We start from the raw sequence: 25,914 nt of genomic DNA, 5'->3' as shown, positions 1-25,914 counted from the left end.
AGGCCGCCCGTTTTTGTTTGTCCGGAAAATCTTTACAGGTTCGCGGTCTATCACCAGGCCGCCGGTGTTTGGCGGTACGCGGTGTTCTGGTATAGCGTGCAGCGCAACCGAGACTGATCGAGGTGAACGATGAAAAAGTGGCAATGCGTGGTGTGCGGCTTCATCTACGACGAGGCCGAAGGTTGGCCGGACGAAGGTATCGCTCCTGGCACCGCCTGGGAAGATGTGCCGGAAGACTGGCTGTGCCCCGACTGCGGTGTTGGCAAGATTGACTTCGAAATGATCGCGATCGGCTGATATGAACGACTCGAACGATAAAGACTTGCCTCTGGTGATCATCGGCACCGGGCTGGCGGGCTATAACCTCGCCCGCGAATTTCGCAAGCTCGACACCGAGACACCGCTGCTGCTGATTACTGCTGACGACGGTCGCTCCTATTCCAAGCCGATGCTCTCCACCGGCTTCGCCATGAAAAAGGATGCCGACGCGCTCGGCATGACGGTGGCCGGGCCGATGGCCATCCAGCTCAACGCCGAGATTCGCACCCACACCAAGGTGACGCGCCTTGACCCGGCCAACCGTCGCGTCTGGATCGGCAGCGAGCCCGTGCCCTACCGTGATCTGGTCATTGCCTGGGGCGCGCAAACCATCAACGTGCCGGTTGCCGGTGATGCGCAGGACGCCATCTTCCCCATCAACGATCTGCTCGACTACGGCCGTTTCCGCGAGGCTGCACAAGGCAAGCGCCGCGTGCTGATCCTCGGCGCCGGGCTGATCGGCTGCGAATTTGCCAATGACCTGCTGCACGGTGGTTATGAGGTGGAGCTGGTCGCGCCGTGCAAGCAGATCATGCCGTCACTGCTACCGGTCGAGCCGGCAGCTGCAGTACAGCGCGGGCTGGAATCTCTGGGGGCTCGTTTCCATCTGGGGCCGGTGCTAGAGCGGCTGGAGCGCGACAATGACGGGCTGGTGGCGCAGCTTTCAGACGGCCAGAAAGTCCCGTGCGATCTGGTGGTCAGTGCCGTGGGACTGCGGCCGCGCACCGAGCTGGCCGAAGCTGCGGGCATGCAGGTCAGCCGTGGCATTGAAGTCGATCGGCTGCTGCAGACCTCGGCGGAGCACGTCTACGCCCTGGGTGATTGTGCCGAGGTTGAAGGGCTCAACCTCCTTTATGTGATGCCGCTGATGAGCGGCGTTCGTGCGCTGGCCAGAACCCTCACCGGTCAGCCGACACCCGTTACCTACGGGCCCATGCCAATCACGGTCAAGACGCCGGTTTGCCCCTTGGTCGTCTCACCGCCGGCCGCCGGAAGCGAAGGCCGTTGGAGCGTCGAGGGTGAAGGCAATGATCTGACGGCGCTGTTTCAGGATCGCGAAGGCCGCCTGCTGGGCTACGCCCTGACCGGAACGGCCGTGCAGCAGCGTTTGGCGCTCAACAAGCAGCTACCGCCGGTGTTGGCTGAACTGCCCCAAATTCTGTCCTTAAAGTCTCCGCAATGATTCGGCAAAGCGCTGGCGAGGACTGGCGCGAGTGCTAGCAGCGTGCCATGCTCCGTTGACCCGCTGGTGCAGCCTAGAGCTGCTGCGGCGGTATGGAACGCTGTTCGGAGAGCAGCGAAACAAAAAAAACAATAAATATGTAGAGGCTATCTATGCGCAAACCGGAACTCGCAGCCGCTATCGCTGATAAGGCCGATCTCACCAAAGATCAGGCCAACCGTGTACTCAACGCCGTACTGGATGAAATCACCAGCGCACTGAACCGCAAGGACAGTGTCACCCTGGTTGGCTTCGGCACCTTCGTACAACGACATCGCGGGGCCCGTACAGGCAAGAACCCGCAAACGGGCGAACCCGTCACTATCAAGGCCAGCAACACAGTGGCTTTCAAGCCGGGAAAGATGCTCAAAGACGCGATCAACTAAACGTCGCGCCGCCCGGGGCCACCCAGGCTCCGGGTCAACCTGACCGAGCAGTCCTCTCCAGACCCCTCTGTTCTCCTGCTTCCGCCGCTCCGACCAGCCGCTACAATGCCGCTTTTCCCGCCAACGGTCGGTCAATCATGAAATTTCGCTTTCTTCTCTGGATGCTTGGTCGCCTGATGGCCAAGGCCAGCCGCAACAACCCAGATTTTCAGAAACAACTCGGCGACAAAGACCTGACCTTCCAATTGCATACCCTCGACGGCAAAGTGGCTCGCCACTACCGGGTCAAGGATCAGCGCGTCACCAGCCACGGCGGCCCTGCCGTTGAACCTGCCTTCGCCATAGGGTTCAAGGACAGCGCCTACGGTTTCGACACCATGAACGCGAAGAACAAGCAGCTCGCCTTTATGCAGGGCATTCAGAACAAAGACATCCAGATCCAGGGCAACCCCGCGCTGGTGATGTGGTTTCAGGGCCTGACGAAGTATCTGAAGCCGCGAAAGAAGAAGCCGGAAGCGGCCTGATTCGCCGGCTGTGCCTGTCCGGCGATGTGCTATTACTCCAGGCTGACCGGGGAGCACACCAGTCGGTCGGCAAGCACGTCAGCGGCTAGTCTGCTGAGCCATCCAGGCATGCACCTCGTCGAGCAGCCAGTCGCGGAAGGCATTCAGGGCGGCCGATTCCACGCGTCGCTCGGGGATTATCAGGTGATAGGCCTGATCCTCGCGCCGGAACGAGTGGGGGTGTGCAATCACCAGGTGCCCCTCGGCAAGTTCGCGCTGAATCAGAAACGGCGGAATCAGCGCGATGCCCATCTGATGCTCGGCAGCCTGGGCCAGCATCGAGAACAGTTCGAGGCGGGGACCGGTCATGTCCCGTGCGACTTTCAATCCCAACGAATCGAACCACTGACGCCAGGCATAGGGTCGAGTGGTCTGCTGCAGCAGCGGCATCTCGGCGATCGTCTGGACAGTTAGTTGGCCCGCATCGCCGAGCAAGGCGGGACTGCACACCGGCAGTGAATGTTCCGGCATGAGGCGATGGGCCACAGTACCGGACCAGTCTCCGTCGCCGAAGTAGATGGCCGCATCGAACTCGGTATCGGCGAAGAGGAAGGGGCGGGTGCGATTGGTCAGGTTGACGGTGATTTCCGGGTGCAAGGCCTGGAACTGACGTAGGCGCGGTAGTAGCCACTGGGTTCCGAAGGTCGGCACCAGCGCCAGCTCAATATTCTGAGCGCCTTGCTGCCCCATGACCGACAGGGTGTCGCGCTCCACCGCATCGAGCTGAGTGGCGACGCGGCGCGCATAAGACTGGCCTGCCTCGGTCAGCTTCACGCCTCGGCGTGAGCGGCGAAACAGCTCCAGCCCAAGAAATTCCTCCAGCCCGCCGATCTGTCGGCAGATGGCGCTCTGGGTCAGCGCCAGCTCCTCGGCGGCACGGGTGAAACTCTGATGACGTGCTGCCGCTTCGAAGGCGACCAGCGCGGCGGTGCTGGGAATCTTGCGGCGCATTATGCGGCTACCTCACTAATAGCTGGATATTCAGGCCGATCAGCATACGCTGGAGTGAGTAAATCGCACAGATTGATGCGAATTACTCGTTTGCTGGGTGCGCCGGCAGCTTCTACTATCAATCCATCCAATGCTGCACCGGGCCCTGCGCCCGGTTGATCGTCTACGACAAGAGGACCACCCATGGCCGGCAAAGCAAGCTTCAACTGGATCGACCCGCTGCTGCTCGATCAGCAGCTCACCGATGAAGAGCGCATGGTGCGTGACAGCGCGCAGCAGTTCGCCGCCGACAAGCTGGCGCCCCGGGTCCTCGAAGCCTTTCGTCACGAGCGCACCGATGCAGCGATCTTCCGGGAGATGGGCGATACCGGTCTGCTTGGCGCGACGATTCCTGAAGCCTACGGCGGCAGTGGCCTGAACTATGTGTGCTACGGCCTGATCGCTCGCGAAGTCGAGCGCATCGATTCGGGTTATCGCTCGATGATGAGCGTGCAGTCCTCGCTGGTGATGGTGCCGATCAACGAGTTCGGCAATGAAGAAACCAAGCAGAAGTACCTGCCCAAGCTGGCCAGCGGCGAGTTCATCGGCTGCTTCGGCCTGACCGAACCGAACCACGGTTCCGACCCGGGCTCGATGGTCACGCGGGCCAAGAAGGTTGATGGCGGCTATCGCCTGTCCGGCGCCAAGATGTGGATCACCAACAGCCCGATTGCCGATGTCTTCGTCGTATGGGCAAAGGATGACGAGGGCGCGATTCGCGGTTTCGTGCTGGAGAAGGGTTGGGAAGGGCTGTCTGCTCCGGCGATCCACGGCAAGGTTGGCCTGCGCGCGTCGATCACCGGTGAGATCGTCATGGATAACGTGTTCTGCCCGGAAGAGAACGCCTTCCCCGACGTGCGCGGCCTGCGTGGCCCGTTCACCTGCCTGGACTCCGCCCGATACGGCATCAGCTGGGGTGCCCTGGGTGCCGCCGAGTTCTGCTGGCACACCGCCCGCCAGTACACCCTGGATCGCCAGCAGTTCGGTCGCCCACTGGCGGCGAACCAGCTGATCCAGAAGAAACTGGCTGACATGCAGACCGAGATCACCCTGGCGCTGCAAGGCTGCCTGCGCCTCGGCCGGATGAAGGATGAGGGCACCGCGGCGGTGGAAATCACCTCGATCATGAAGCGCAACAGCTGCGGCAAGGCGCTGGACGTGGCGCGCCTCGCCCGCGACATGCTCGGCGGCAATGGCATCAGCGACGAGTTCGGCGTGGCTCGGCATCTGGTCAATCTCGAGGTGGTCAACACCTACGAGGGCACTCATGACGTGCATGCCTTGATTCTGGGCCGTGCGCAGACCGGCATTCAGGCGTTCTTCTAAGCGGTGCCGTAGGGTGGATGGCGCTACTTCATCCACCTTCGGCTACGCCGACAACTTCAGCTCCGCTTGGTGGATGGGTAACGCGTCATCCACCCTACGTTTTCCTCGCACAGCTGCAGGCTCGTTTCCCGCGGCGGCGACAACACCTTGAGGCTTCATTCATGCCCGGCGCCCTTTCTCATATCCGCGTCCTCGACCTGTCACGTGTGCTCGCAGGCCCCTGGTGTGGGCAGATCCTCGGTGATCTCGGCGCCGAGGTGATCAAGGTAGAGCGCCCGCGCACGGGCGACGACACCCGCCACTGGGGGCCTCCATACCTGAAAGACCAGCAGGGCGAAAACACGTCGGAAGCCGCTTATTACCTGTCGGCCAATCGCAACAAGCAGTCGCTCACGCTGGATTTCACCCAGCCCGAGGGCCAGCGGATCATTCGTGAGCTGGTGGCCCAATGCGACGTGCTGCTGGAGAACTTCAAGGTCGGCGGGCTGGCGGCCTACGGGCTGGATTACGAGAGCCTGAAAGCAATCAATCCCAAACTGGTCTATTGCTCGATCACCGGCTTTGGCAGTGATGGTCCTTACGCCCAGCGTGCGGGCTACGACTTCATGATTCAGGGCCTGGGCGGCCTGATGAGCCTGACCGGGCGCGCCGAAGACGAAGAGGGCGCCGGGCCGGTCAAGGTCGGTGTGGCGCTGACCGACATCCTCACCGGGCTTTACGCTACCGTTGGCGTGCTGGCGGCGCTCAATCGCCGGGAGCACAGCGGCTTTGGCCAGCACGTTGAACTGGCCCTGCTGGACGTGCAGGTCGCCTGCCTGGCCAACCAGGCGATGAACTACCTGACCACCGGCGTGCCGCCCAAGCGCATGGGCAATGCCCATCCCAACATCGTGCCTTATCAGGATTTCCCGACGGCCGATGGCGACATCATTCTCACCGTGGGCAATGACGGTCAGTTCCGCAAGTTCGCCGAAGTGGCCGGGCACCCCGAATGGGCTGATGATCCGCGCTTCGCCAGTAACAAGGCGCGCGTGGCGCATCGCAAGGAGCTGGTGCCGATGATCCGCCAGGTCACGGTGTTCCGCACCACGGCGGAATGGGTCGCGATACTGGAGCAGGCTGGCGTGCCTTGCGGACCGATCAACGACCTGGCTCAGGTGTTTGCTGATCCGCAGGTGCAGGCGCGCGGACTGCGTGTCGAGATGCCGCATCCTTTGGCGGGCAGCGTGCCCCAGGTGGCCAGCCCGATTCGACTGTCCGAGTCGCCGGTGGAATACCGCAAGGCCCCGCCGCTGCTCGGCGAACACAGCGAAGCCTTGCTGCAGCAGCTGCTGGGCTGTGCGCCCGAGCAGATCGACACGCTGCGTCGTGCCGGCGTGATCTGAGGTCGTTACAACCTGAACTCTCGGACCGCTCGGCTATCCTTATCCTGTACCCTGGATTTTTGGAAGGACGAGCGGATCATGCAGATGCAGCGTTATCGATTCACCTGGCAACTGACGGTTGTCCTGTTCATGTCCTGGCTGCTGGCCGGTTGTGGCATCAACAACATTCCGCAGTATGACGAGCAGGTGAAATCGGCCTGGGCTCAGGTCGAGAACCAGTACCAGCGCCGCGCCGACCTCATTCCCAACCTCGTCGAGACGGTCAAGGGCTTCGCCCGTCAGGAACAGGACACCCTCACTGCAGTGACCGAGGCGCGCGCCAAGGCAACCTCGATCCAGATCAGCGCTGATGACCTCGACGATCCGCAGAAGATGCAGCAGTTCCAGCAGGCGCAGAGCCAGCTGACTGGAGCATTGAGCCGGCTGATGGCGGTGTCCGAGCGCTACCCGGATCTGAAATCCAACCAGAACTTCCTTGCGCTGCAGTCGCAGCTCGAAGGCACCGAGAACCGTATCGCGGTCGCACGTCGCGATTTCATCGCCGCCGTCCAGCGTTACAACACTGAGATCCGGACCTTTCCCGGTCGCATCTGGCATACCCTGATGTACGGCGACATGCCCATCCGCGAGAACTTCGAGGCCACAACCGAGAACGCTGAACGGGCGCCGCAAGTGCAATTCCAATGATGCGTACGCTCCCCCTGATCCTCGCGCTGTTGTTCTGGGCGAGTGGCATCGCCGCCCAGGGCGTCGAGCTGCCTGCGCTGACCGGCCGAGTGGTAGATCAGGCCGAACTGCTCGATACGCAGGCCGAGGCGCGGCTGACCAGCATGCTCGCCGCGCATGAACAGGCCAGCGGCGAGCAGGTGGTGGTCGTCACCGTGCCGAATCTTCAAGGCCGCAGCATCGAAGAGTTTGGTGTCGAGCTGGGGCGTGAGTGGGGTATCGGGCAGAAAGACGAGGACACCGGTGCGCTGTTGATCGTTGCGCGTGATGATCGCCGAGTCCGTATTGAAGTCGGATATGGCCTGGAAGGCCGGCTGACCGATGCGCAGTCGTCGGTAATCATCAATCGCATCATCACACCCGCCTTTCGCGAGGGCGACTTCACCCGTGGGATTACCGAAGGTGCAGCGGCCATTATTCAGGTGCTGGGTGGCGATCCGCTGCGATCCGCTGCGCTGCCGCCGGCCATGCCGATGGGGGCGCAGCAGCCGGGCGGGCTCGGCATTCTTGGCTTCTTTCTGATGCTGGTGGCGATCTTCGTCATCGGTGGCGGCCGTGGTGGTCGCGGAGGCGGACGAGGTGCGGGTCGCGCGGTATTACTCGGTGCGCTGCTCGGTGGCATGGGCCGTGGCGGCGGCGGCGGCTTTGGCGGTGGCGGCGGATTCGGCGGCGGTGGCGGCGGCTTTGGCGGCGGCGGCGCTTCCGGTGGCTGGTAGCCGGCACGTGAACTCGATGGGGCCTGCCATGCAGGCTCGCCCCTTCAGATCAGAACGACAAGAGCCTCATCAATGATGGACATGCAATGACCCTTTTGAGCGAAAGCGAACTGCAGCAGGTGGCCGAGGCCATCGCCCGAGTGGAGCGCACAACGGATGCCGAGCTGGTGACCGTACTGGCCGGCCAGTCCGATGACTATCGCTATATCCCGCTACTCTGGGCGAGCTTGATTGCGCTGGTGCTGCCCGGTGCGCTGCTGTTCTTTACCGGTTGGCTGGCAGGCTGGCAGTTGTTGCTGGTGCAATGGCTGACCTTCCTGGTGCTGGCGGTACTGTTTCGAATCCCCAAAGTGACCAGTCGATCGATTCCTCGCTCGGTACGGCACTGGCGTGCCTGCAACCTGGCGCGGCGGCAGTTCATCGAACTGAACCTGCATCACACCGACGATGGCACCGGGATGCTGATCTTTGTCTCCGAAGCCGAGCGTTATGTGGAAATTCTGGTGGATCGAGGCATTTCCAGCCGCATCGACAACAGCGCCTGGGAGTCGATCGTCGAGACCTTTACCGCCCATGTACGCAACGGACGGGTGCTGGAGGGTTTTGTCGGCTGCATCGACGCCTGCGGCACGCTGCTCCAGCAGCACGTCCCGGCAACGCACGAGCGCAACGAGCTGCCGAACCACCTGGTGGTGCTGCCCTGAAGCCGGGGATGCCGGCACTGCCGACATCCCTCCTGCCTCAAGCCGCGCTGCGCTGACGAGCAAGCAGCTCGCGTTCGCGCTGCAGACCTCTCGCCAGACTGTGCTGATCGCTGCGGCGTGCGGCGGTGAGCAAGGTCTGGTCGATCAGGTCGCGCTGGGCGTGGCTGCCGCCAAAGACATGAGCCTGACTGCAGACTGGCCTGAGCAAATCTACGCAACGCGCATATTGCCCATCGACAAACGCCGTCACTGCTTCGACCCCTGGAGCACCGATCATCGCTGTGAAGCGTGCATTGTCGTCGTCCTGCTGACAGGCGCGCCGCTGCGCTTCGCTTAGCCCGTTGAGCAGGTCGGTACGACCGCTGCAGGCAAACGCCATCGCCGCGTGAAAATCATTGAAGGCGTAACGACCGTCATTGGCCATCGCGGCCCAGCGTTCGGCAAGGCCCGTCCAGCGAATGCCGACATCCACACCGCGCAATTGCAGGCGCCAGAGCAGGGAACTGGCGTCGATCAATTCCATTGCGAGGCTGCCCTGATGGCCATCGATCGGGCCGTCGTAGAGGGCCAGCACGGTTTCAAAATCCTCGTGCTCAAGATAGTGCAAAGCGAGGTGCCACCAGTTGTGCACCGCGAGCATGCTGTCCTGCTGCCAGGCCGGATTGCCTCGCATCCAGGCGATGCCTTCCTCACGCCGGCCCTGCATCTCGAGCACGTGTGCGACGGCGTGCTGCGCCCAGGCATCATCGGGTTGCAGTGACACCGCTTCGCGGCCAACGCGCTCGCCGTGCAGGTAGTCGCCAGACTCTTCCAGCCCAAAGGCGTACATGCCGAGCACGGCGTGATAGCCCGGCACTGCGGATGACCAGTCCGGCAATACCCGCGCGATGCGGTCGCGCAGCATGCGCGCATCCCCGGTGAAGAAGTCCAGCTGATGGCCTGCCTGCAATGCCAGCAGGTCATGCGGATACTCGAGGCTGAGGTCTTCCAGCATGCGCCCGGACGCGTGCCAGCGGCCGTCGATCAGTAGTTGCAGCGCCTGAATATGGCGCGCCTCCCGGTCGTTTTGCGGCAGAGCCCGGGCTTGGCCCAGCGAGGCTTGGGCAACGGGGATTCCAGCCGCTTCGGTGCCTAGTAAATAGAGCCAGGCATTTAGGACGTGGCCCATCACCAGTTCAGGAGAAGCTTCGAGTGCGGCTTCGGTGCTCGCCAGCGAGGCGGTGCGCAGGCAGCGGAACTGCTCCAGCGCCTGGTCAAGCAACGCCTGCGCTTGGCCGTTGCAGCCGGTCAGTTGGTAGCCATGTGCGTCTTTCATTGTTCTATGCTCCATGAGTCCAGTTCGTTGGCAGGTGCCAACGGAGCCCATAGTCGGGGTATGGGGCCGGTCGGACTAAAGCCATCCTGGAAACAAAACGGCCATTTCCGCCATGACACGCTCAGATCATGCTGAAAGACTGCCTCCCTTGACTGTCGCTCTCCTGGCGACACCGGATAGCACGGCTTCGACGCTGTTCGGTCTCTACGATCTGCTGTCGGGTGCCCGCCGCGACTGGCAGCATCTGATCAATCAGACCAGTGTCGATGCGCCTTTGTTGCCGCGGATCGTCAGCCGCGACGGGCAGCCGTTGCGTGTGTACAACGATGTCCTCGTGCACGCCCACGCCAGTCTGGACAGCATGGTCTCGGCCGATGTGGTGATTGTCAGTGATCTGGCCATCAGCCCCTGGGCGCCGCTGGATGATCGCTATGACCGCGAAGCGCAATGGATGCGCGAGCGTTACGAGGCCGGTGCGACGCTGGCTTCGGCCTGCTCCGGAGCCCTGCTGCTGGCGCGTACCGGCCTGCTGAAAGGCTGCGAAGGTGCCTCGCACTGGGGTTATTACGATTGCCTGAGGCGGGAATACCCTGAGGTTCACTGGCAGCCGGACAAAGCGTTGGTTACCGCTGGCGTCGGCCAGCGGCTGGTGATGTCGGGCAGCGGCAGCAGCTGGCATGCGCTGGGATTGTTCCTCATTGCCCGCTTCGTTGGCGCCACGGAAGCCATGGAGGTCGCGCGGATGAATCTGCTCGACTGGGATGCGACCAGTCCGCTGGCCTACGCCGCGATGATGCGCACCAGTCAACTGGCCGATCCGGTCATTGCCCATTGTCAGGAATGGGCTGCTCAACATTACGAAGCCGACGCGCCGGTGGCGGAGATGGTGCGGATCAGTGGACTGCCGGAGCGGACGTTCCAGCGCCGTTTCGCCCAGGCGACCGGGCTGTCGCCGCTGGACTACGTGCATACGCTGCGACTGGAGGAAGCCAAGCAATTACTTGAAAGCGGAGATCTCCCGGTTGAAGCGGTCGCCTGGGAGGTCGGCTATCAGGATGCCGGCTTTTTCGGTCGGCTGTTCCGGCGCAAGGTGGGCATGACGCCGGCGCAGTACCGGCGACGTTTCGGTGTGCTGGCGCGCCGTCTGGCCGGGGTGGCGACCATGCAGGCCACGGCAGCAGAACCGCACTGAGCCGCTTGGCATACGACGCAGTAGCGGTCGCCAAGAAACCCGCGTGAGTAATCGCGGGCGTCTGGTTCAGAGCATTCCGGGGCCGTCGTCCTCGGGTTGCTCGACCGGTGCCAGATCAATAAAGCCGTCGTTCTCCATGGCGCTGGCGGCCACCCGGTCGATGCTGCTCATGGCATGGCCGATGATCGAGCTGACGCGGGCCTCATGATGATGCTCGGGTAAGCGCGCGATGGCGGCGAGGACCTCTTCACCCGGCACGGTTTCCTCGGCCAAGAGTTTGTCAGCGATCTCATCCAGCGCCGGCTTGAGCTGTTGCAGCAGGGCCATGCATTCACGGTCGAGCTGCTTGAGCAGATTGTCGGCCGCGCGGATGGATTCGCCGGAGTCGAACTCGATATGCGCGTCGCGTACCGCCTGCAGACTGAGTAGCGAACCGTTTGGGCCCATGCCCAACGCGCCAACCATCGACAGAGCGATCTTGGAGGCTTCCTGCAGATCCTGGCCGGCGCCCGAGGACACTTCGTGGAAATACAGCTGCTCGGCCCCACGGCCAGCCAGCAGCATCTGGATGCGGTTGCGCAGTTCGGATTCCATGTGCAGACGCTTGTCCTCGACGGGCGTTACCAGCGTCACCCCCAGCGCCTGGCCGCGCGGCAGAATGGTGACCTTTTCCACCCGACCGGTTTTCAGCGCGGCAGCGACCAGCGCATGACCGGCTTCGTGCACCGCGATGCGTTTGCGGTCGGTAGGCGACATGGGCGTCACGCCGGAAGGCTGCTCACCGATGCGGCAGGTTTCCACCGCGTCGACGAAATGCGCCATGCTCACGGACTTCGCGGCGCCTCGTGCGGCGAGCAGGGCCGCATGATTAGCGATGTAGGCGATGGCGGCGGGGGTCAGGCCCACGGTGTTGCGCGCCAATTGTGCGTAGTCCAGATCCTGTTCGGCGCGGATCTTGGCGGCGTACAGGCGGAACAGTGCCTCGCGGTCGTTCAGCCCTGGCAGACCCACGGCAATGGAGCGGTCGAAGCGGCCTTCGCGCACCAGCGCCGGGTCCAGCGAGTTCGGAAAGTTGGTCGCACCCAGCACCAGTACACCGTTGGCGCCGTCGAAACCGTCCATCTCGGCAAGGAACTGGTTGATGATGCGGTTGCTCTCGGCATCGCTAGAGCGCTGCTGTTCAGCGCGCTTGCCGATGCCGTCGATCTCGTCGATGAAGATGATGCACGGCGCCTGCTTGCGCGCGGTACGGAACAGCGCCTTGACCTTCTGGATGCCCACGCCGAAATACATCGAGGAGAAATCGCTGCCGGTCACCTGAATGAAACTGGCATTGGACTCGGTGGCCAGTGCCTTGGCCAGCTGAGTCTTGCCGGTGCCCGGCTCGCCTGTGAGTAACACGCCTTTTGGCGGGCGCGCGCCCAGCGCGGTGTAGGCAGCCGGATCGCGCAGATAGGCGGTGACATCGCTAAGCGCCTGCTTGGCTTCGCTGGCGCCAATCACATCGGCAAAGCTGATGCCGCTGCCTTTGCGTTGGATCGGGAAGGCCTGGCTCTTGATCGCAAGGTAGGTGAGGGCGCCGATCAGCAACAGAATAAAGGGTGCGTAGGGCACGACCGGCTTGTACCAGGGCGCTTCGCCGTCGGTTTCAAACATGGACAGCGGGAACAGCTCGCCTCTGCTGCTGGCGTATTGGTCGAGCAGCAGCTGAGCGACACGCCCGGACTGGTCCGGTACCCAATAACGAAGCCCATCGTGCAGGCTGATAAAGACCGCATCCTTGCCCAGCGCGGCGCTGCTGATGCTGGCGCCACGCAGGTCGGCCATCAACACCGAAAGATCGCGGCGATTGGCTTCCCAGGGATCGGTAGATTGCTGCAGGGCCTCGAGCATGCTGGCGGCAGCGCCAGTCGCAGGGGTGGAGGGAGCAGCTGGCCGCAACTGCCAGAAGGCCACGCACGCGGCGATCAGCAGTAATAGGAAAACAGAGAGCACAGGGCCGCGGCGACCTTGTAGCAGACGTGGTGTTTTCATTTCACATCCAATCGGGAGGGCCCGATGTTCGACAAACAACCGCCGGAGGGCGGACCACAGTTGTTCACGGGAAAGTCCCGCGGCGCCAATTGGGTGGCGCAGTACAGTTCGGGCTTGTTGGATGCGATTTATATGCCGGACTGCGAATCGGGTTGCTGAACGCCGATAGCCGGCGAGAATACGGCAAGTGCCACCATACAAGCGGCTGCACGACGAATGGCAGGCCAGTTTTCGACGAATGACCGCTTGGTTGTGGAACGAAACGGCTGGGGCGGGGACGCAAGCCGTAGCCCGCCACCCGACCAGATCAAGCGCCGTATTCTTGAACGACACCGTGAGGTGTGGTCACTCGCGCATGATCTTCGCTTGTCCATTCGGCTGGCCCGGCCGCGCGCACGCTGTAGTTGAAAAGCGCCCACGCAGCTCTGAAGAGCGAGATTTATCTGTAAAAACACGCCGTTCCGATGAGCGGCCTGCTGGACGTCGGCTACCCCGCGCAATCAGAGAGGATTCGTAGTAAATAGCCTGGTTTTTCGCACCCAGAGCATTACCCGCACCATGTCCACCCTGACCGAGTTGGCGCAGCAGATTGCCGCGCTCTATCCATTGCAAGACAAGACCGCAGGCAAGCGTTACCGCATCGTCAGCCAGCTCGCCGGCATGACGGAGTTGGAGGAGATCGGCGGCATGCCGCGCTACGTCGACACCTGCCAACTCGACGACAAGGAACTATGGGATGGTCGCGTCGCCAGCTGATCAAAGGTAAGTGACCGTCAGCTGGCGGCTGCAGTGGGACGCTGCAGAAACTCGCTGATATCTACCTGATCGAGTTGCTCGGGCTTGAGATGGCGATGGCCATAGCTGAGGTGCAGTCCCGATGAGAGGAACAGGGCAAAGAGGTCCGCATCGATATGGCCGCGATCTCGCAGCCGCGCCAGGATGCGGATCGACTCACTCAGCGGTTTAGCCTTCTTGTAGGGGCGGTCGCAGGCGGTCAGCGCCTCGAAGATGTCGGCAATGGCCATGATTCGTGCGGGTATCGATAGCTGATCGGGCCCCAGTTGCCGCGGATAGCCGGTACCAAGCAAGGTTTCATGGTGGGTGCCGGCATATTCCGGCACGCGCTGGAGGTTCTTGGGAAACGGCAAATTCTCTAGCATGACGATGGTCTGCACGATGTGCTCGTTGACCTTGAACCGCTCCTCGGCGGTCAGGGTGCCGCGGCTGACGCTCAGATTGTAAAGCTCGCCAAAATTGAACTGATGTTCGGGTACGCTCATCTTGAAGCCGTATTTGGGGTCCAGCGCCTTGGTTTCGGCGCGTGGCATCAGGTGTTCTGGCTTGTCCGACAATAGCCTTTCGGATGCCGGAAGCGGCGTGGCCGGGAAGCCTTCCAGGCGCGTCTCCTCCTCATGGGAAAGGCCCAGCCGGTCATCGAAGTGACGTGTCCAGCGCTGTTCGGCGATGCGCTGCAAGCGCTCGATCCGCTCCGGCGCCATCAGCTCGCCGCCGATGTTGCACTCGGCCACGAAGGAGAACTCCTCCTGCAAACGCGCCATCTCGGCGGCGTGTCGGGTCTCGACAGCTTCTGCTGGTTCGCCGGCCGCCAAGGCGGCGAGACGCTCGATCATGGCGTCGCGTAGCAGGACTTCGAAGCGCATGCGGATCTCATGGATGCGGTTGTAGACCGTTTCCAGCTTGGTTGCCTTGTCGACGATGTGCTCGGGAGTGGTGACCTTGCCGCAGTCGTGCAGCCAGGCGCCGATGCGGAACTCCCGCCACTGCTCGTCGGTTTCGAAGCGGAAGTCCGCCAGCGGACCTTCCGCCGTCGCACTGGCCTGTTCCGCCAGCATCAGCGCGAGCTCAGGTACGCGGGCGCAATGGCCGCCGGTATAGGCGCTTTTGGCGTCGATTGCGCCTGCGAGGATCTCGATCATCGCGTCGATCAGCGCAGTTTGAGAGTCGATGAGGTTGTGGTTCTCCAGTGCGACGGCCGACTGGGAGGCCAGTGCTTCGACGAATCGGAGGTTCTGCCTGCTGAAGCGGGTGACGTCGCCACTGTTGGGATCGGTCGCGTTCATGAATTGCAGAACACCGAGCACTTCGCCGCCGTGCGCAACCAATGGTACGCAGAGCATCGAAACCGTACGGTAGCCCGATTCCATATCGAAGCGGCGGGTGCCGGAGAGATCGAAGCGCGTCTCGCTGTACACGTCGTCGATGATCACGGTTTCCCTGCGCAGGGCCACATAGGTCGACACGTGCCGCTCGTTGGGCGTGCCGGTGTCCGGATCGTGCAACGGCAGTTCGAATGCAGGTAATTGGTCAGCCTTCGAGCGCAGGGTAAAGCGCAAGCTGTCGTGGTCGGTCATCAGATAGAGCGTGGCGGCATCGGCGTTACAGATCCGCTTGCCTTGCATCAGGATGTGCTGGAGCAAACGGTGTTTGTCGCGCTCGGAAGACATCAGCATGCCGTTTTCGACCAGGCTCGCCAGTTTCTCTTGAGCCTCTTCCAGCGCCTGGTTCTGTGTGTGGATCGAGCGCCGCATGCTGTCGTGCTGGCGGTGCAGCTCGTCGAGCTCGCGAATCGGCGAGTGAGGACTGCTGTGGGGGCTGAAATCGAGCTCGCGGATGCGCCGTGTGTCTTCTGCCAGTGCGCCCAGCGAGCGGCGGATGCTCGCCAGGCACACGAACAGCAGTGGCAGGCTGAGAAACATCAACAGCAGCTCGACAAGCAGCACCCCGCGCAAGTCGAGCCACTCGAAGCCGGCCAGCAGAAGCACCGGCACGGTGGGTACGAGAATGAACATCGTCACCAGCGCTGAGGCCCAGGTCTCGTAGCTGAGCTTGTATTTGCTAGAGGTCATACTGCATCCTGCGGCGATTACTTGACGGAAATGCCAGGAAAACATCGGTGAGCGCAGATAGAAACGCTGTGCACCGATTCGCAGGCCATTGGCCGACCACGGAGGTTACATTGATCATGGCCACTAGAAGCGCCCCAGTGGTAAAAATTGCCCGAACTGTGCTTGTCCTTGGCTTTATGGCGGCCTCTGGGCTGGCAGTGGCGGATGACATCAGCGAGCCCGTTGGTTACATCATGAAAGTCCAGGGCGAGGCGACCATGACCAGCCGTGGGCAGACCATCGAGGCGCGGGTAGGGCAGGCGGTCATCATCGGGGCGACACTGCGCACCGGTGCCCAGGGGTCGATGGGCGTCACGTTGAGCGACAACACGGTGATGTCGTTCGGCCCCAACAGCGAGTTCACGCTGGATGAGTACCAGTTTGAGCCAGCTCACGAAGAGCTGAAGCTGAGCGCGCAAATCAGCCGAGGTACGCTGAACTTCATCTCCGGTGTGATCGCAAAGCTGAAACCCGAGGCGGTCGAGCTGAAAACGCCGACCGGGACCATCGGAGTACGGGGTACGCATTTTCTGGTGAAGGTCAGCGAGTGAGGCGAATGCTACAGAGAACGTTTGCGCTGTTGTGTCTAGCGCTGCTGATGACAGGCTGCGCGACGGGCGACTATGTGGTGTTGCTGGAGAGTCCCGATGGCACCACCGGTGCCGTGGTCATCGAAGATGCACAGGGTCAGACGCGTCTTGATCGCAAGCATCAGGGTGCCGTGATCGGTTCACGGGGCTTCGGCTCTGGGCCTTTCGAGGTTGGCGACATGCGCATCGCTCGCGATTTTTCCGCCGCGCTGGCTGCACAGCCAGCGTTGCCTCAGCGGTTCCAGCTGTACTTCAAGATCGGTAGCGTTGAACTCACCGAAGAGTCTGAGCAGGCCATCGACCAGGTATTCGAGACGATCCGTCAGCGCGGTCCGTCTGCGGTCTCGGTGATAGGTCATACCGACACGCTCAGCGGCCCACGCTGGAACGAGCAACTGGGGCTGAGCAGGGCCCAGGCAGTCGCCGAGATGTTGCGTAAGCGTCATATCGATGTGATCGATCTCAGGGTTTCGTCGCATGGTGAGCGCAACCTGCTGATCAAAACCCGTGATGGCGTGTCCGAGCCGCGCAATCGTCGCGTGGAAGTCAGCGTCCGTTAAGAGATCTACTTATCTGTCATCACGATGAGCTCACCGTGTTGCCCGCTGCGCAACCGCTCGAGCTGGTAGCGCACCAGCGCATCATCCTGCCGCTGAATATCCAGCCGTTCGAATGCTTCGAGGGCGTCGCCCTCGTCCTCTGACAGTAGTTTGTGTGCCGCCTCGTACAGAGCGTCCGGTTGCGTTTCGCAAGGCTCGTAAAGGCGGAGCGGCTGCTCCTTACCCTTGAGCAATACATTACCGACCGGTCGCATCGGCGTGTCGGGGTTGGCATCGCGAATCGCCTGCGACACGCACAGCTCTGTGCCGAAATAACGATTCACACCTTCGATCCGCGCTGCGACATTGACCGCGTCGCCGAGCGCACGGTAGTCGAACAGCGTCGAGCCACCGAAATTGCCTACCACTACGTCGCCGCTGTGCACGCCAATGCGAGTGGGGCCAAGCGCAATTCCGGCGGTGTGCTGGGCGGCGGCATGCTCTCGAGTGAACCGGCGAATCTCCAAAGCGCAGGCGAGTGCGCGTTGCTGATGGTCGGGCTGCGCCAACGGTGCGGAGAAAAGAATAGCCATACCGTCGCCCATGATGCGTTCCAGCGTTCCGTGATGGCGGAAGGCGATCTGGATGATGCCCTCCAGATATTCATTGAGCATGCTTACCACTCGCTCTGGCGGTTGTCCCTCCATCAGCCGGGTCGAATCTGTCAGGTCAGTGAAGACGAAGCTGCAGCAGCGCCGCTCGCCACCCAGGCGCAACTGTTCCGGGTGGCGTAACAGATGCTCGACGAGGTTCGGTGAGATATAGCGGGAGAAGGCTGCGCGTACCCAGCGCTGCTGCTGTTCGCTGGCACGATGGCGAGCAATGCTGGCGCCAAGGTAGGTGATGGCCAGACCCAGGCTTGGGCTGAGCGCATCGAACAGCAAGCCATGGCGTGAGTAGGCCCACCAGGCAATGACATTCAGCGTCGCCAGCAGCCCAGCCGATACCAAGGCGCCGGTCAGAGCTCCGGTGGTAAGCGTAATGCCGCAGAGCACAAGGGCGGCGAGAAGGAGAGTCACAGCCTCGATCGGGTTGGCCCAGTAAGGACGTTGCAGCGGTGCTCCAAACAGAGCTTGCTCGATCGCCTGCGCATGCACCTGTACGCCGGGAAGCATGCCGCCAAGCGGGCTGAAGCGTAGGTCCTGCAGCCCTTGCGCCGAGCTGCCTACCAGCACGACAGCGCCCTGCAGTCTGGGGTCGGGACGTCCTTCGAACAGCTGCCATGCCGGCAAGTTCTGTGCGCTCATGTCGGCGCGATAGTGCACCCAGAGTTCGCCGCGACGATTGGTCGACAGAGCGATACGGCCGATGCTGACCTGAGCGACGTCACCGCGTGAATCGGCGTCGACCCGGTAGAGGTTCTGCTTTAGAAAGACGCGTATCGCTTCGGCCGAAAGCGATGGCAGCAGATGATCGTCAACCTTGATCATCAGCGGCACGCGCCTTACCACGCCGTCGCCGTCCGGCTGGAACGTCATGGCGCCGCTTCCTGCTGCTGCCGATTCCAGTTCTGGCAATGCCGTGGCGGTGCCGGCGTAGATCGGAAAGGCGGGGCTACGCCCATCAGCCTGCAGCCGCACGGCGAAGCGGTTGATGGGCGTGGACCGGGTCGGCGCGCGCGTCGCTGCAAAGCCGAGAACACTGGGCTGGCGCTCGAGTGCTTCGGCGAACAGCCGGTCATGATCCGGCAGTTGCTTCAGTTGCGCAGCGAGATCGCGAGGGAGCCGTTCGTGGAGTTGCGTCGGGGAGCTGCGGTCCGGTTCGGCGAACAGCACGTCGAATACCACAACGGCAGCGCCAGCCTCACGCAGCCGGTCCAGCACCTGCGCCATCTGGTCCCTGGGCCATGGCCACTGACCGAGACGCGCGAGGCTGTCTTCGTCGATGTCCAGGACCAGCACGTTGGTTTGTGCCGGCGCCGGCCGAGGCTGCCAGCGCTGATACTGGTCGAACAGGCTGTTGCGCAGTGTTTGCAGCAGCATCGGTTCGGTGAGGTAGAGCACGCATGCTGCCAGCAAGCCAGCGCTGGCAAGCAGCAGGCGTGGTGCCAAGCGGCCGGGTAGAGTCATCAGTCGCGCTCCCTGCAACCGGCCGACAGGCTGGCCCGATTACTCGAGTACCAGAACGGCGTCCATTTCGACTTGCGCGCCCTTGGGCAGTGCAGCGATGCCGATGGCAGCGCGGGCGGGGTAGGGCTGCTGGAAGTAACGGCTCATGACCTCGTTGACGGTGGCAAAGTTGCCGAGATCGGTGAGGAAGATGTTCAGCTTGACGATATCTTTCAGCGATCCGCCAGCGGCCTCGGCGACGGCCTTGAGATTCTCGAAGACCTGCACGGTCTGGGCCTCGAAGCCTTCAACCAGCTCCATCGTCTTGGGATCCAGCGGGATCTGACCGGACATGTAAACGGTATTGCCGGCTTTGATCGCCTGGGAGTAGGTGCCAATGGCGGCGGGTGCGTTGTCGCTGTGGATCACGGTCTTGCTCATGGGGTGCTCCGATAGAAGAGTGCGGCCCCAGAGGATACGGGCTGAAGCGAGCGGGCAAAAGCCCCGTGACGAGCGTGGAACGGGCGGAGTCGCTAGGCCTTCATCCGGGTGATGCGCATGACGCCCTTGATGGCGCGAAGCTTCTTGATGACGCGGGCGAGGTGTACCCGGTCGTGAACGCTGACCACCAGCTGGACCACGCTGATGCGGCCGTCGCGCTCGTCCATGCCGATCTTCTCGATGTTGCCGTCGGCAGCATTGACGCTTCCCGCCAGCAACGCGATCAGGCCGCGCTGGTGCTCCAGCTCGACCCTCAGCTCGACATTGAACTCGCCGGTGACGTCCTTCGACCAGGACAACTGGATGCATTTGTCCGGGTTGTGCCGTACATCGGCAATGTTCCGGCAGGTGTCGAGGTGCACCACCATGCCTTTGCCGGCCGACAGATGACCGACGATGGGATCGCCAGGAATCGGCGTGCAGCACTTGGCATAGTTCAGCACCAGGCCCTCAGTGCCACGGATAGCCAGCGGGCCTTCATCGCTCGGTGCCTGTTCGCCGTCACTGGCGAGCAGACGCCGGGCAATCACGTAGGCCATGCGATTGCCCAGCCCGATGTCTTCGAGCAGGTCCTCGATGACCTCCATGTGGTACTCGTTGAGTACCGTGCGGATGCGCTCCTGGGAAATGCTTTCAAGGCTGGTTTCGAAACCGGTCAGGGCCTTGTTCAGCAGGCGCTCCCCGAGATTGATCGATTCCGAGCGGCGTTGCAGCTTCAGTGCATGGCGGATATGCGTCCTCGCCTTGCCTGTGACGACAAAGTTCAGCCAGGCCGGATTGGGGCGAGCGCCCGGCGCGGTCACGATCTCAACGGTGCAGCCACTTTCAAGGGCCTGCGAAAGCGGCGCCAGGCGTCGATTGACGCGGCAGGCGATGCAGGTGTTGCCGACGTCGGTGTGCACCGCATAGGCGAAGTCCACTGCGGTGGATCCCTTCGGCAGCTCCATGATGCTGCCCTTGGGAGTGAAGACGTAGACCTCGTCGGGAAAGAGGTCGATCTTGACGCTCTCGATGAATTCCAGCGAATTGCCGGCGCGTTCCTGCAACTCCAGCACGCCTTTGAGCCATTGGCGTGCGCGTGCGTGCGTGCCCTTGGGAGCCTCTTCCCCGTTGGATTTGTACAGCCAGTGTGCGGCGATGCCATTGTTCGCCATCTCTTCCATCTCACGAGTGCGGATCTGGATTTCGATGGGCACCCCGTGCATACCGAACAGCGTGGTATGCAGAGACTGGTAGCCGTTGGCCTTGGGGATCGCGATGTAATCCTTGAAGCGGCCCGGGAGGGGCTTGTAGAGACTGTGTACCGCGCCGAGTACCCGATAACAGGTATCGACCTTGTCGACCACTATGCGGAAGGCGTAGACGTCCATGATCTCGTTGAACGCCTTTCGCTTGCCGCGCATCTTCTTGTAGATGCTGTAGAGGTGCTTCTCGCGGCCGACGACTTCGCCTGCCAGGCCGTCGCGTTCAAGGCAGTGAGTCAGCGACTGCTCGATCTTTTCGACGATTTCGTTGCGATTGCCGCGCGCGCGACGCACCGCGGCGCGGATCCGCTCCGAGCGCATCGGGTGCATGGCCTTGAAACCCAGATCCTCGAATTCCACGCGCATGGCGTGCATACCCAGCCGGTTGGCGATGGGCGCGTAGATTTCCAGGGTTTCCTTGGCGATGCGTCGACGCTTCTCGCCTGCCAGCACCTCAAGGGTGCGCATGTTGTGCAGGCGGTCAGCGAGCTTGACCAGAATCACGCGAATGTCGCGTGCCATGGCCATGGCCATTTTCTGGAAGTTCTCGGCCTGAGCTTCGGCCTTGGTTTCGAACTTCATCTGGGTGAGCTTGCTGACGCCGTCCACCAACTCGGCGACGGTTTCACCAAATTGTGCGGTGAGCGCTTCCTTGGCAATGCCGGTGTCTTCGATGACGTCATGCAGCATCGCGGCCATCAGGCTCTGATGGTCCATGTGCATGTCAGCAAGGATGTTGGCTACCGCGAGGGGATGGGTGACGTAGGCTTCACCGCTGCGCCGACGCTGACCATCATGGGCCTGCTCGGCGTAGAAATAGGCACGGCGGACCAAGTTGACTTGGTCGTCGCCGAGATAGGTCGACAGGCGATCAGCGAGAGCGTCTATGGCTGGCAAGGAATTGCTCCTCGCCGGCGCTGCACTGTGACTGCGGTTCGACTTCGACCTGGCATTTAATCAGAGGGCCTCGTTGGGCTCTTCCTCGTACTGAACGAACAGCGGTTCGTCGTCGACGATGTCGTCCTGAGCGATGACGTCATAGTCCACCAGGCCAGAAGCGATTTCACGCAGTGCCACGACGGTCGGCTTGTCATTTTCCCAGGCTACCTTGGGCTCTTTGCCACCGGTGGCCAGTTGGCGCGAGCGCTTGGTCGCGAGCATGACCAGCTCGAAGCGGTTATCTACGTTGTCCAGGCAATCTTCAACGGTAACGCGGGCCATGGTGTTCCTCATCAATAACGGTAAAGCGTGCCCGAATGGGCGAGCGGACGGGATAGTCTAAAAAATCACCAGCCAATAGGGAAGCGGTAAAAGCGCAAAGCCACTCCGGACATCCAGGCTCAAGCAGAAGCGAGAGGCTTCTACTGCTCCTCGGCGCCAGCCGCCCCTCACATTGTTTAAAGTTTTGCAGTCGCCGCTTTCAGGCGAGCAGTTGCCCGAGCAGCGCTTCGAAGCGCTGCTGCTGTGCGGTCTGTAGAAGCTGGTTGGCGCGGAAGATGGCCTGCAGGTCAATCAGTGCGTGGGCGAAGTCGTCGTTGATCACCAGATAATCGTATTCCACGTAGTGAGTCATTTCGCTCACGGCTTCACGCATGCGTTTTTCGATTACGTCATCGCTGTCCTGGCCGCGGTTGGTCAGCCGCTGGCGCAGGGCCTCCTGGGTGGGCGGCAGGATGAAGATCGATTTGGCTTGGGGCATCAGACAGCGAACCTGCTGCGCGCCCTGCCAGTCGATCTCAAGGATCAGATCGAAACCTTCGCTCAGCGTCTGCTCAAGCCAGCGCTGCGAGGTGCCGTACAGGTTCCCGAATACTTCGGCGTGTTCGAGGAATTCGTCGTGCTCCAGGCGTTCCAGAAACTCCTCACGGCTGACGAAGTGGTAGTTGACGCCATCCACTTCTCCGGGACGCATAGGCCGAGTCGTATGTGAAACCGAAACCCGAACCTGCGGTTGCGCATCGAGCAGGGCCTTGACCAGGCTGGTCTTGCCGGCCCCGGAAGGCGCGGAAACGATGTAGAGCGTACCGGTGGAGGCTGACATGTAATTCTCTTTGCGGATTGCTGACTAGGATCTGGCGGTCTTGGCCCGTCGAGTAGGCCAAGCTTAGTTGCTATTCGATGTTCTGGACCTGCTCGCGCATCTGCTCGATCAGTACCTTGAGATTGACCGCTGCCTGGGTGCTGCGCGTGTCGAATGCCTTGGAGCCCAGTGTGTTGGCTTCGCGGTTGAGTTCCTGCATGAGAAAATCCAGACGGCGACCGGCCGCTCCGCCGGACTTCAAAACGCGGCGTACTTCAGTGACGTGGGTGCCAAGACGATCAAGCTCTTCGGCCACGTCGCTTTTCTGCGCCAGCATCACAAGCTCCTGCTCGAGGCGCTGTGGGTCCAGTTCGACGCGCATTTCCACGCAGCGGTCCAGCAGTTTCTGACGCTGCGCCGCGAGCATCTGTGGAACCTGGCTGCGGAGTGTGGCGGTTTCCGTGCCGATGGCATCAAGGCGTTCGTTGATCAGGCGGGCAAGTTCTTCGCCTTCGCGCAGGCGGCCGGCTTTCATCTGCTCCAGCGCCTGATGAAACAATTGCAGAGCGGTGTTGTTGAGTGCTTGCGGGTCCGCAGCGTCGCCGACCAGCACGCCTGGCCAGGAGAGAATCTCCAGCGGGTTCAGCGGCGCGGGCTGTTTGATCATTGCCGCGACGCTTTCAGCGGCAGCGATCAGCTGGCCTGCCCGTTGGTGATCGACCTGCATGGAGCGACCTGCTGCATCTTCGGCAAAGCGCAGGGTGCATTCGATCTTGCCGCGGGATAGCCCCTTGCGCAGTGCTTCGCGAATGGCGCCTTCGAGGTCGCGGAAGGACTCGGGCAGGCGCAGGTGCGGTTCAAGGTAACGGTGATTGACCGAGCGGATCTCCCAGCTCAGGGTGCCGTGCTCGCCGGCCTGCTCGGCACGGGCGAAAGCGGTCATGCTGTAGATCATGGTGAACCTCTCGATGCGGTGGCGAAAGGCGGAGGATTGTAAAGGAAAACGCGGTCAGTGACGCCGGTGCATAGTTAACTGCCGTCAAGGCCGTTTGGCGTATAGGATGCTCGATTCAGTCGCTGGCTCGTGAGTCGAGTGGCTCGACGGTGGCCCTTACCGTAGGTCAGGCCTCTATAATGCAGATCAATTCACTCAGAATCAGGAAAGCCTCATGAAGCGTCCCAGTGGCCGCGCTGCCGATCAGCTGCGATCGATCCGCATTACTCGCAACTACACCAAGCACGCCGAGGGTTCGGTTCTGGTGGAGTTCGGCGACACCAAGGTGATTTGCACCGCCAGTATTGAGAATGGCGTGCCGCGATTCCTCAAGGGGCAGGGGCAGGGCTGGCTAACTGCGGAATACGGCATGTTGCCGCGAGCTACTGGCGAGCGTAACCAGCGTGAAGCCAGTCGCGGAAAGCAGGGCGGGCGCACCCTAGAAATCCAGCGATTGATCGGCCGTTCGCTGCGGGCATCGCTGGACATGAGCAAGCTGGGCGAGAACACCATCTATATCGACTGCGACGTGATTCAGGCGGACGGCGGTACGCGTACTGCATCAATTACCGGAGCGATGGTGGCGCTGGTCGATGCGCTGAAGTTGCTGAAGAAGCGCGGCGGGTTGAAGGGCGGTGATCCTCTCAAGCAGATGGTCGCGGCTGTCTCGGTAGGGATGTATCAAGGTGAGCCGGTCTTGGACCTTGATTACCTGGAGGATTCGGCCGCCGAGACGGACCTGAATGTGGTGATGACCAGCGGCGGCGGTTTTATCGAGGTGCAGGGCACCGCAGAGGGCGCGCCGTTCCAGCCAGATGAGCTCAATGCCATGCTTGGTTTGGCTCAGGCCGGTATGCAGGAGCTGTTCGCTCTGCAGCAGGCCGCGCTGGCCGACTAATCAGAAGGAGAACGCCATGTCTGACCAAGAATTGATTCCGGTACCGTCTGCCCAAGCGCGGCAATGGGCCATGTTCTGTCATTACTCGGCGTTCTTCTGGTTTCTGGTGCCGATGATCGGCAACGTCCTGGGGCCGTTGATCGTCTGGCAGCTGAAGAAGGATATGGATCCGTTCGTCGATGAGCAGGGCAAGGAGGCACTGAACTTTCAGATCACCTTCAGTATTTTGCTGATGATCTGTGGCGTGTTGGCCTGGATACTGATCGGTTTTCCGTTAATGGCGCTGATCAGCGTGGTAGCTCTGGTACTGGTTGTGATTGCTGGCATCCGTGCCAACGAGGGCAAACCCTATCGTTATCCGTTCTGTTGGCGGATCGTTAAATAGGGTTTAGCTCAGATTGTCCCAGACAGCGCGCGCCTAGGTCGGGCGCGTGCTTGTTAAGTAGTTAGAGGCTCAGCGTCCAGTCGTAATCCACGACCAATGGGGCGTGCTGGGAGAAGCGCGGCTGGCGTGGCAGGCGGGCGTTACGGACGAAACGGCGCATGCCGGATGTCAGGATTTGATAATCGAATCGCCAGCCGAGGTTGAGCATCTGAGCCTGCTCGGTATCGGGCCACCAGCTGTAGAGATCGCCCTCTCGGGTGACTTCGCGCAGCGCATCGATGTAACCCATGTTGCCAAAAATCTCATCCAGCCACGCACGCTCGGGAGCTAGAAAGCCAGTCGCCTGCTGGCAGTCGCGCCAGTTCTTCACATCCAGCTTCTGATGCGCGACGTATAGTGAGCCGCAATAGATATATTCGCGACGCTTGCGGCGCTGCTTGTCGAGGTAATGGGCGAAATCGTCCATGAACTTGAATTTCTGATTCAGGTCTTCATCCCCGCCACGGCCGGTTGGCAATAGCAGCGTGGCGATGCTGACCTTATCGAAGTCGGCCTGCAGATAACGGCCGTAACGGTCGGCAGTCTCGAATCCGAGGCCCATGATGACAGCCTTCGGCTGCAGCCTGGAGTACAGCGCGACACCGCCCTGTTCGGGGATTTCAGCATCGACGGTATAGAGAAAATAGCCGTCAAGCTGGTAGGCCGGATCGTCGAGTTCTACTACGGAGGCGCGGGTATCCTGCAGGCAGATGACATCGGCATTCTGCGCTTGCAGCCAGCTGAGCAAACCCCGCTGCGCCGCCGCTTGAATGCCATTCACGTTGACGCTGATGATCCGCATAAATGGCCCCT

26 protein-coding genes are annotated in these 25,914 nt (G+C 61.8%); 15 read left to right on the top strand and 11 right to left on the bottom strand.

Annotated features, from left to right (window positions below):
- Positions 1–129: 129 nt before the first annotated feature.
- From ALTERO38_RS18320 to ALTERO38_RS18305, 4 genes are all read left to right on the top strand, one after another.
- Positions 130–297 (top strand): rubredoxin, encoded by a 168-nt coding sequence (locus tag ALTERO38_RS18320; protein WP_102837762.1) that lies wholly within the window; start codon positions 130–132, stop codon positions 295–297.
- A gap of 1 nt (position 298) precedes the next feature.
- Positions 299–1,501, top strand: coding sequence for an NAD(P)/FAD-dependent oxidoreductase (locus ALTERO38_RS18315; protein ID WP_159969249.1), 1,203 nt, complete (start codon positions 299–301; stop codon positions 1,499–1,501).
- Positions 1,502–1,653: 152 nt separating this feature from the next.
- On the top strand, positions 1,654–1,926 hold the full coding sequence (locus tag ALTERO38_RS18310; RefSeq protein ID WP_045431184.1) for an HU family DNA-binding protein: 273 nt from the start codon (positions 1,654–1,656) through the stop codon (positions 1,924–1,926).
- A gap of 137 nt (positions 1,927–2,063) precedes the next feature.
- A complete protein-coding gene (locus ALTERO38_RS18305) occupies positions 2,064–2,450 on the top strand; it encodes a helicase (RefSeq protein WP_102837760.1) in 387 nt (128 codons plus the stop codon).
- A gap of 78 nt (positions 2,451–2,528) precedes the next feature.
- Here the strand turns inward: ALTERO38_RS18305 and ALTERO38_RS18300 are convergent, their stop codons facing one another.
- On the bottom strand, positions 2,529–3,440 hold the full coding sequence (locus tag ALTERO38_RS18300; protein ID WP_159969248.1) for a LysR family transcriptional regulator: 912 nt from the start codon (positions 3,438–3,440) through the stop codon (positions 2,529–2,531).
- A gap of 183 nt (positions 3,441–3,623) precedes the next feature.
- Between ALTERO38_RS18300 and ALTERO38_RS18295 the strand changes: the two genes are divergently transcribed.
- The 5 genes from ALTERO38_RS18295 (at position 3,624) to ALTERO38_RS18275 (ending at position 8,336) form a co-directional block, all read left to right on the top strand.
- Entirely contained in the window at positions 3,624–4,805 is a 1,182-nt protein-coding gene (locus tag ALTERO38_RS18295) for an acyl-CoA dehydrogenase (RefSeq protein WP_102837758.1), read from the top strand.
- 161 nt (positions 4,806–4,966) lie between these two features.
- Positions 4,967–6,190: a CaiB/BaiF CoA-transferase family protein gene (locus ALTERO38_RS18290; protein ID WP_159969247.1), complete on the top strand. Its 1,224-nt coding sequence runs from the start codon at positions 4,967–4,969 to the stop codon at positions 6,188–6,190.
- Between the two features lie 78 nt (positions 6,191–6,268).
- Positions 6,269–6,877, top strand: coding sequence for a LemA family protein (locus ALTERO38_RS18285; protein WP_102837756.1), 609 nt, complete (start codon positions 6,269–6,271; stop codon positions 6,875–6,877).
- Positions 6,874–7,632 (top strand): YgcG family protein, encoded by a 759-nt coding sequence (locus tag ALTERO38_RS18280; RefSeq protein ID WP_178114606.1) that lies wholly within the window; start codon positions 6,874–6,876, stop codon positions 7,630–7,632. The genes ALTERO38_RS18285 and ALTERO38_RS18280 overlap by 4 nt, the downstream gene beginning before the upstream one ends.
- 86 nt (positions 7,633–7,718) lie before the next feature.
- Positions 7,719–8,336: a TPM domain-containing protein gene (locus ALTERO38_RS18275; RefSeq protein WP_159969246.1), complete on the top strand. Its 618-nt coding sequence runs from the start codon at positions 7,719–7,721 to the stop codon at positions 8,334–8,336.
- A gap of 37 nt (positions 8,337–8,373) precedes the next feature.
- Here ALTERO38_RS18275 and ALTERO38_RS18270 read toward each other — a convergent pair whose 3' ends face one another.
- A complete protein-coding gene (locus ALTERO38_RS18270) occupies positions 8,374–9,651 on the bottom strand; it encodes a tetratricopeptide repeat protein (RefSeq protein ID WP_159969245.1) in 1,278 nt (425 codons plus the stop codon).
- Between the two features lie 148 nt (positions 9,652–9,799).
- Here ALTERO38_RS18270 and ALTERO38_RS18265 point away from each other — a divergent pair, with 148 nt between their 5' ends.
- Positions 9,800–10,843 carry a GlxA family transcriptional regulator gene (locus ALTERO38_RS18265; protein WP_234484316.1) on the top strand — a complete coding sequence of 348 codons (1,044 nt, stop codon included), beginning with the start codon at positions 9,800–9,802 and terminating at the stop codon, positions 10,841–10,843.
- A 66-nt stretch (positions 10,844–10,909) separates the two neighbouring features.
- Here the strand turns inward: ALTERO38_RS18265 and ALTERO38_RS18260 are convergent, their stop codons facing one another.
- A complete protein-coding gene (locus ALTERO38_RS18260; protein ID WP_159969243.1) occupies positions 10,910–12,877 on the bottom strand; it encodes an AAA family ATPase in 1,968 nt (655 codons plus the stop codon).
- A 558-nt stretch (positions 12,878–13,435) separates the two neighbouring features.
- On the opposite strand from ALTERO38_RS18260, the gene ALTERO38_RS18255 reads away from it, so the two are divergent.
- Positions 13,436–13,633 (top strand): hypothetical protein, encoded by a 198-nt coding sequence (locus tag ALTERO38_RS18255; RefSeq protein WP_102837752.1) that lies wholly within the window; start codon positions 13,436–13,438, stop codon positions 13,631–13,633.
- 17 nt (positions 13,634–13,650) lie between these two features.
- Here the strand turns inward: ALTERO38_RS18255 and ALTERO38_RS18250 are convergent, their stop codons facing one another.
- Positions 13,651–15,744, bottom strand: a complete 2,094-nt coding sequence (locus ALTERO38_RS18250) for an HD family phosphohydrolase (RefSeq protein WP_159969242.1) — start codon at positions 15,742–15,744, stop codon at positions 13,651–13,653.
- 116 nt (positions 15,745–15,860) lie between these two features.
- Here ALTERO38_RS18250 and ALTERO38_RS18245 point away from each other — a divergent pair, with 116 nt between their 5' ends.
- Positions 15,861–16,334, top strand: a complete 474-nt coding sequence (locus tag ALTERO38_RS18245; protein WP_234484317.1) for a FecR domain-containing protein — start codon at positions 15,861–15,863, stop codon at positions 16,332–16,334.
- A gap of 5 nt (positions 16,335–16,339) precedes the next feature.
- Complete coding sequence (locus ALTERO38_RS18240) at positions 16,340–16,933, top strand: OmpA family protein (RefSeq protein ID WP_102837749.1); 594 nt, start codon at positions 16,340–16,342, stop codon at positions 16,931–16,933.
- 5 nt (positions 16,934–16,938) lie between these two features.
- On the opposite strand, the gene ALTERO38_RS18235 is transcribed toward ALTERO38_RS18240, so the two are convergent.
- The 6 genes from ALTERO38_RS18235 to ALTERO38_RS18210 all read right to left on the bottom strand — a co-directional run bounded on the left by ALTERO38_RS18235 (position 16,939) and on the right by ALTERO38_RS18210 (position 23,740).
- Positions 16,939–19,041 (bottom strand): CHASE2 domain-containing protein, encoded by a 2,103-nt coding sequence (locus ALTERO38_RS18235; RefSeq protein ID WP_159969241.1) that lies wholly within the window; start codon positions 19,039–19,041, stop codon positions 16,939–16,941.
- A 39-nt stretch (positions 19,042–19,080) separates the two neighbouring features.
- Positions 19,081–19,461 (bottom strand): RidA family protein, encoded by a 381-nt coding sequence (locus tag ALTERO38_RS18230; RefSeq protein WP_102837747.1) that lies wholly within the window; start codon positions 19,459–19,461, stop codon positions 19,081–19,083.
- Between the two features lie 92 nt (positions 19,462–19,553).
- Entirely contained in the window at positions 19,554–21,662 is a 2,109-nt protein-coding gene (gene spoT / locus ALTERO38_RS18225) for a bifunctional GTP diphosphokinase/guanosine-3',5'-bis pyrophosphate 3'-pyrophosphohydrolase (RefSeq protein WP_159969240.1), read from the bottom strand.
- Between the two features lie 60 nt (positions 21,663–21,722).
- Positions 21,723–21,986: a DNA-directed RNA polymerase subunit omega gene (rpoZ, locus tag ALTERO38_RS18220; RefSeq protein ID WP_021207191.1), complete on the bottom strand. Its 264-nt coding sequence runs from the start codon at positions 21,984–21,986 to the stop codon at positions 21,723–21,725.
- Between the two features lie 199 nt (positions 21,987–22,185).
- A complete protein-coding gene (gmk, locus tag ALTERO38_RS18215; protein WP_159969239.1) occupies positions 22,186–22,806 on the bottom strand; it encodes a guanylate kinase in 621 nt (206 codons plus the stop codon).
- Positions 22,807–22,876: 70 nt separating this feature from the next.
- Complete coding sequence (locus ALTERO38_RS18210) at positions 22,877–23,740, bottom strand: YicC/YloC family endoribonuclease (RefSeq protein WP_159969238.1); 864 nt, start codon at positions 23,738–23,740, stop codon at positions 22,877–22,879.
- Positions 23,741–23,954: 214 nt separating this feature from the next.
- Here ALTERO38_RS18210 and rph point away from each other — a divergent pair, with 214 nt between their 5' ends.
- Positions 23,955–24,677 carry a ribonuclease PH gene (gene rph, locus ALTERO38_RS18205; RefSeq protein ID WP_102837743.1) on the top strand — a complete coding sequence of 241 codons (723 nt, stop codon included), beginning with the start codon at positions 23,955–23,957 and terminating at the stop codon, positions 24,675–24,677.
- Between the two features lie 16 nt (positions 24,678–24,693).
- Positions 24,694–25,062: a DUF4870 domain-containing protein gene (locus ALTERO38_RS18200; RefSeq protein WP_102837742.1), complete on the top strand. Its 369-nt coding sequence runs from the start codon at positions 24,694–24,696 to the stop codon at positions 25,060–25,062.
- Positions 25,063–25,123: 61 nt separating this feature from the next.
- On the opposite strand, the gene ALTERO38_RS18195 is transcribed toward ALTERO38_RS18200, so the two are convergent.
- On the bottom strand, positions 25,124–25,903 hold the full coding sequence (locus ALTERO38_RS18195) for an exodeoxyribonuclease III (RefSeq protein WP_102837741.1): 780 nt from the start codon (positions 25,901–25,903) through the stop codon (positions 25,124–25,126).
- Positions 25,904–25,914: the final 11 nt, after the last annotated feature.

The sequence above is a fragment of the Pseudomonas sp. 9Ag genome (assembly GCF_902506445.1).
GTDB lineage: Bacteria > Pseudomonadota > Gammaproteobacteria > Pseudomonadales > Pseudomonadaceae > Stutzerimonas > Stutzerimonas stutzeri_AB.
Note: the sequence above shows the minus strand (reverse complement) of the source record. Positions and strands in the feature narration are given on the sequence as shown.

Excerpts from the sequence above, each read along its gene's own strand:
- ALTERO38_RS18320 (WP_102837762.1), top strand. The coding sequence starts at position 130 with ATGAAAAAGTGGCAATGCGTGGTGTGCGGCTTCATCTACGACGAGGCC.
- ALTERO38_RS18315 (WP_159969249.1), top strand. The coding sequence starts at position 299 with ATGAACGACTCGAACGATAAAGACTTGCCTCTGGTGATCATCGGCACC.
- ALTERO38_RS18310 (WP_045431184.1), top strand. The coding sequence starts at position 1,654 with ATGCGCAAACCGGAACTCGCAGCCGCTATCGCTGATAAGGCCGATCTC.
- ALTERO38_RS18305 (WP_102837760.1), top strand. The coding sequence starts at position 2,064 with ATGAAATTTCGCTTTCTTCTCTGGATGCTTGGTCGCCTGATGGCCAAG.
- ALTERO38_RS18300 (WP_159969248.1), bottom strand. The coding sequence starts at position 3,440 with ATGCGCCGCAAGATTCCCAGCACCGCCGCGCTGGTCGCCTTCGAAGCG.
- ALTERO38_RS18295 (WP_102837758.1), top strand. The coding sequence starts at position 3,624 with ATGGCCGGCAAAGCAAGCTTCAACTGGATCGACCCGCTGCTGCTCGAT.
- ALTERO38_RS18290 (WP_159969247.1), top strand. The coding sequence starts at position 4,967 with ATGCCCGGCGCCCTTTCTCATATCCGCGTCCTCGACCTGTCACGTGTG.
- ALTERO38_RS18285 (WP_102837756.1), top strand. The coding sequence starts at position 6,269 with ATGCAGATGCAGCGTTATCGATTCACCTGGCAACTGACGGTTGTCCTG.
- ALTERO38_RS18280 (WP_178114606.1), top strand. The coding sequence starts at position 6,874 with ATGATGCGTACGCTCCCCCTGATCCTCGCGCTGTTGTTCTGGGCGAGT.
- ALTERO38_RS18275 (WP_159969246.1), top strand. The coding sequence starts at position 7,719 with ATGACCCTTTTGAGCGAAAGCGAACTGCAGCAGGTGGCCGAGGCCATC.
- ALTERO38_RS18270 (WP_159969245.1), bottom strand. The coding sequence starts at position 9,651 with ATGAAAGACGCACATGGCTACCAACTGACCGGCTGCAACGGCCAAGCG.
- ALTERO38_RS18260 (WP_159969243.1), bottom strand. The coding sequence starts at position 12,877 with ATGAAAACACCACGTCTGCTACAAGGTCGCCGCGGCCCTGTGCTCTCT.
- ALTERO38_RS18255 (WP_102837752.1), top strand. The coding sequence starts at position 13,436 with ATGTCCACCCTGACCGAGTTGGCGCAGCAGATTGCCGCGCTCTATCCA.
- ALTERO38_RS18250 (WP_159969242.1), bottom strand. The coding sequence starts at position 15,744 with ATGACCTCTAGCAAATACAAGCTCAGCTACGAGACCTGGGCCTCAGCG.
- ALTERO38_RS18245 (WP_234484317.1), top strand. The coding sequence starts at position 15,861 with ATGGCCACTAGAAGCGCCCCAGTGGTAAAAATTGCCCGAACTGTGCTT.
- ALTERO38_RS18240 (WP_102837749.1), top strand. The coding sequence starts at position 16,340 with ATGCTACAGAGAACGTTTGCGCTGTTGTGTCTAGCGCTGCTGATGACA.
- ALTERO38_RS18235 (WP_159969241.1), bottom strand. The coding sequence starts at position 19,041 with ATGACTCTACCCGGCCGCTTGGCACCACGCCTGCTGCTTGCCAGCGCT.
- ALTERO38_RS18230 (WP_102837747.1), bottom strand. The coding sequence starts at position 19,461 with ATGAGCAAGACCGTGATCCACAGCGACAACGCACCCGCCGCCATTGGC.
- rpoZ (WP_021207191.1), bottom strand. The coding sequence starts at position 21,986 with ATGGCCCGCGTTACCGTTGAAGATTGCCTGGACAACGTAGATAACCGC.
- gmk (WP_159969239.1), bottom strand. The coding sequence starts at position 22,806 with ATGTCAGCCTCCACCGGTACGCTCTACATCGTTTCCGCGCCTTCCGGG.
- ALTERO38_RS18210 (WP_159969238.1), bottom strand. The coding sequence starts at position 23,740 with ATGATCTACAGCATGACCGCTTTCGCCCGTGCCGAGCAGGCCGGCGAG.
- rph (WP_102837743.1), top strand. The coding sequence starts at position 23,955 with ATGAAGCGTCCCAGTGGCCGCGCTGCCGATCAGCTGCGATCGATCCGC.
- ALTERO38_RS18200 (WP_102837742.1), top strand. The coding sequence starts at position 24,694 with ATGTCTGACCAAGAATTGATTCCGGTACCGTCTGCCCAAGCGCGGCAA.
- ALTERO38_RS18195 (WP_102837741.1), bottom strand. The coding sequence starts at position 25,903 with ATGCGGATCATCAGCGTCAACGTGAATGGCATTCAAGCGGCGGCGCAG.